Here is a 4,010-nt window from a genome sequence, read left to right as displayed (position 1 = left end):
CTGAGCTCCGTGAGGACCTCGCCAAGCAGGCTGCCGACTCCAAGGTCGTTGAGCAGGGTGTTGAAGCCCGCGACAAGGTCCTGGACAAGCTCGTTGAGCTCGTAGAGGTTCCGGTTCCGGATTCCGTGGTCGAAGAGCAGATCGAAGCTCACTTCAACCCGGAGAACGCCCACGGCGAAGGTGACCATGACACCGAGGAGCACCGCGCCGAGGTCAAGGCCAACACCGAGCGTGCGTTCCAGAATGAGATCATCCTTGACGCCATCGCGGACAAGGAGGAAGTGGATGTCAGCCAGAACGAGCTGATCGACTACATCGTCACCACCGCAAGCCAGTACGGCATGGACCCCAACCAGTTCGCCCAGATCATTGATCAGAGCGGCCAGGTTCCCATGATGGTTTCCGAGGTCCGCCGCCGCAAGGCGCTGGCAGTTGTGCTCGGCCAGGCAGAGGTCGTCGACTCCGAGGGCAACAAGGTTGACCTCACCGACTTCGTTCGTCCTGCCGGTGAAGCAGCAGCCGAAGAGGCCGCCGCTGTCGAGGCACCTGAGGAAACAGATGCTGCAGCAAGCGATGACCCCGCAGCAGTGAAGTTCTAATAGCAGCAGTGAAGTTCTAGCAGCTGCTTCCGTCGGCCCCGGATCTCTTGATCCGGGGCCGGTTTGCTTTAAGGCCGAACATGGGCTCTCTTCGCAGACGTGCGCCGTCAGCGAACAGCGCGATTCCGGCGAACAAATCGACCCGGAAAACGGTTAGTGTCCAAGTAGTGAAGTTCAGTGAGGTCACTGGCACCAGCGAGAGGTAAGTACTTATGTCACAGCAATCAGAGGCTCCCCGGATGGCAACTGTCGATCCCGCAGCCCAGGACAACTACATCTACAACCGCCTGCTGAAAGAGCGCATTATCTGGCTCGGCTCTGAAGTCCGTGACGAGAACGCCAACGCCATCTGCTCCCAGCTCCTCCTCCTCTCGGCTGAAGACCCGGAGAAGGACATCTACCTTTACATCAACTCCCCGGGTGGTTCGGTGACGGCTGGCATGGCCATCTACGACACCATGCAGTTCATCCCGAACGACGTCGTCACCGTCGCAACGGGCCTGGCTGCCTCCATGGGTCAGTTCCTCCTTTCGTCCGGCACCAAGGGCAAGCGCTATGCAACCCCCAATGCCCGTATCCTGATGCACCAGCCTTCCGGCGGCATCGGCGGCACTGCCTCGGACATCAAGATCCAGGCAGAACTGATCCTGCACATGAAGAAGGTCATGGCAGAACTCACGGCGGAGCAGACCGGTCAGTCCGTAGAGACCATCCTCAAGGACAACGACCGCGACAAGTGGTTCACGGCCGCCGAGGCGCTGGAATACGGCTTCTTCGACAAGATCTCGGCTCACGCCGGTTCTGTAGCCGGCGGCGGCGGAACGGCCAACCAGTCGGGCGCCGAGTCGAACTCCGAAAACTAACCGGCACAAAGAACCACTGAAAACCCCAGGAGTAAAGAACATGAACTACAACTTCGGATGGTCTGCCGGTAATCTCCCGTCCAGCCGTTACGTCCTGCCCCAGTTCGAAGAGCGCACGCCCTACGGCTTCAAGCGCCAGGACCCGTACACCAAGCTGTTCGAGGACCGCATCATCTTCCTCGGCGTCCAGGTTGATGACGCTTCCGCCGACGACATCATGGCCCAGCTGCTGGTCCTCGAGTCGACGGACCCGGACCGCGACATCACCCTGTACATCAACTCGCCGGGTGGTTCGTTCACGGCCATGACGGCCATCTACGACACCATGCAGTACATTCGTCCGGAAATCCAGACGGTATGCCTGGGCCAGGCTGCCAGTGCAGCTGCAGTCCTGCTTGCTGCAGGTACCCCGGGCAAGCGACTGGCACTTCCTAATGCCCGTGTCCTGATCCACCAGCCGGCTCTCTCCGGTGGCCAGGGCGGACAGGCTTCGGACCTTGAAATCCAGGCTGCGGAAGTCATGCGCATGCGTACTTGGCTTGAGGACACGCTGGCACACCACTCCGGCCGAACGTCCGAGCAAGTCAACAATGACATCGAGCGTGACAAGATCCTGACGGCTGCTGATGCCTTGAGCTACGGCCTGATCGATCAGGTTCTTGACTCCCGGAAGATCAAGCCGCAGGCAATCACCCGGTAGCACACGGAATTCGACGCCGGTGCGGTTCGCGAAATATGGACCGCACCGGCGTTCTGTTTCCACCCAAGCTGCCCATTGTGACCTAGAGTGGATGTTGTCACGGTGGTGCCGGCCGCGGCTTGGCCGCACACTTGAGTACGGCGCGGAGCCGCATCACCCGCTTGCAACGAAGGGATTCCCACATGGCTCGGATTGGCGAGAGCACGGATCTGCTGAAGTGTTCTTTCTGCGGAAAGAGCCAGAAGCAGGTGCGGAAGCTGATTGCCGGGCCCGGTGTCTACATCTGCGATGAATGCATCGAGCTGTGCAACGAGATCATTGAAGAGGAACTGGCTGAAGTTTCCGATCTCGGCAGTTTTGAGCTGCCCAAGCCCCGTGAGATCTTCGACTTCCTGCAGGAATACGTCATCGGTCAGGAACCGGCCAAGCGGTCGTTGGCCGTGGCTGTGTACAACCACTACAAGCGCATCCAGGCGGGCCACGCACCCAAGACCGGCAGCCTTGGTGAGGGATCGCATCACGAGGATGTGGAGATAGCCAAGTCCAACATCCTGCTCATCGGCCCCACCGGTTGTGGCAAGACGTACCTGGCCCAAACCTTGGCCCGCCGGCTGAATGTTCCCTTCGCCGTAGCAGATGCCACCGCGCTGACGGAAGCCGGCTACGTGGGTGAGGACGTGGAGAACATCCTCCTCAAGCTCATCCAGGCCGCGGATTATGACGTCAAGAAGGCCGAGCAGGGCATCATCTACATTGATGAGATTGACAAGATTTCCCGCAAGAGCGAGAACCCGTCCATCACCCGCGACGTCTCCGGTGAAGGCGTGCAGCAGGCACTCCTGAAGATTCTTGAGGGGACGGTGGCATCGGTACCCCCTCAGGGCGGCCGCAAGCACCCCCACCAGGAATTCATCCAGATCGATACCACCAACGTGCTCTTCATTGTGGCAGGCGCGTTTGCGGGCCTTGAAGACATCATTGGTTCACGGTCGGGCCGTAAGGGTATTGGTTTCGGTGCTCCGCTGAACGAGGCCCGGGACAATGTTGATACCTATGGGGAGGTCATGCCGGAGGACCTGCTGAAGTTCGGCCTGATACCGGAATTCATCGGACGCCTCCCGGTAATCACCACGGTCTCGAACCTCGATCGCCCGGCGCTGATCCAGATCCTCTCCACACCGAAGAACGCACTGGTGAAGCAGTACCAGAAGATGTTCCAGTTGGATGGCGTTGAGCTTCAGTTCGACGACGACGCCTTGGATTCCATTGCGGATCAGGCACTGGAACGTGGCACGGGTGCCCGTGGTCTCCGGGCCATCATGGAAGAGGTACTGCTTCCTGTGATGTTCGATCTCCCCAGCCGGGACGACATCGCTACCGTAGTAATCACTGCCGACGTCGTGGCAAAGAAAGCACAGCCCACCATGATTGCCCACGACGTCGTCGCCAAGCGCCGGAATAAGTCGGCTTAGCCTCCTGTTGGCCTAGACAAGACGTGGTTCCAAGGGGACCGTCGTCATGCCACTTTTACACCTTTCAGAGGAGTTTCCCGTGTCTGAAAAGACTGCGCCCGAAGAGACCGTCAACAAGGCCGACTTCTGGTTTGACCCTGTCTGCCCGTTCGCGTGGATCACGTCGCGCTGGATCGGCGAGGTGGAGGAGGTTCGTGGCATCGAGACAGAATGGCACGTCATGAGCCTCTCAGTACTGAATGAGGGCCGGGACCTTCCCGAGGACTACCGGGCCATGATGGACGATAGCTGGGGGCCGGTCCGGGTGATCATCGCCGCCCAGGAACTCCACGGCAGCAGCTACGTCAAACCGTTGTATGACGCCATGGGGGAGCAA

The 4,010-nt window shown here is 59.8% G+C and carries 3 protein-coding genes and 2 pseudogenes; all 5 read left to right on the top strand.

Going from position 1 to position 4,010, the window contains the following annotated elements; genetic code table 11:
* Positions 1 to 599: pseudogene (locus HP499_RS21660) on the top strand (trigger factor); the annotation flags it as partial.
* Positions 600 to 838: 239 nt separating this feature from the next.
* Positions 839 to 1,462 (top strand): ATP-dependent Clp protease proteolytic subunit, encoded by a 624-nt coding sequence (locus HP499_RS21655; protein ID WP_026542390.1) that lies wholly within the window; start codon positions 839 to 841, stop codon positions 1,460 to 1,462.
* A 40-nt stretch (positions 1,463 to 1,502) separates the two neighbouring features.
* Positions 1,503 to 2,162, top strand: coding sequence for an ATP-dependent Clp protease proteolytic subunit (locus HP499_RS21650; protein WP_024816918.1), 660 nt, complete (start codon positions 1,503 to 1,505; stop codon positions 2,160 to 2,162).
* Positions 2,163 to 2,344: 182 nt separating this feature from the next.
* Entirely contained in the window at positions 2,345 to 3,634 is a 1,290-nt protein-coding gene (clpX, locus tag HP499_RS21645; RefSeq protein ID WP_172326167.1) for an ATP-dependent Clp protease ATP-binding subunit ClpX, read from the top strand.
* A gap of 79 nt (positions 3,635 to 3,713) precedes the next feature.
* Positions 3,714 to 4,010: pseudogene (locus tag HP499_RS21640) on the top strand (DsbA family protein); the annotation flags it as partial.

The sequence above is a fragment of the Paenarthrobacter sp. CM16 genome (assembly GCF_013179505.1).
GTDB lineage: Bacteria > Actinomycetota > Actinomycetes > Actinomycetales > Micrococcaceae > Arthrobacter.
This window is presented reverse-complemented; position numbering and strand designations above follow the sequence as displayed.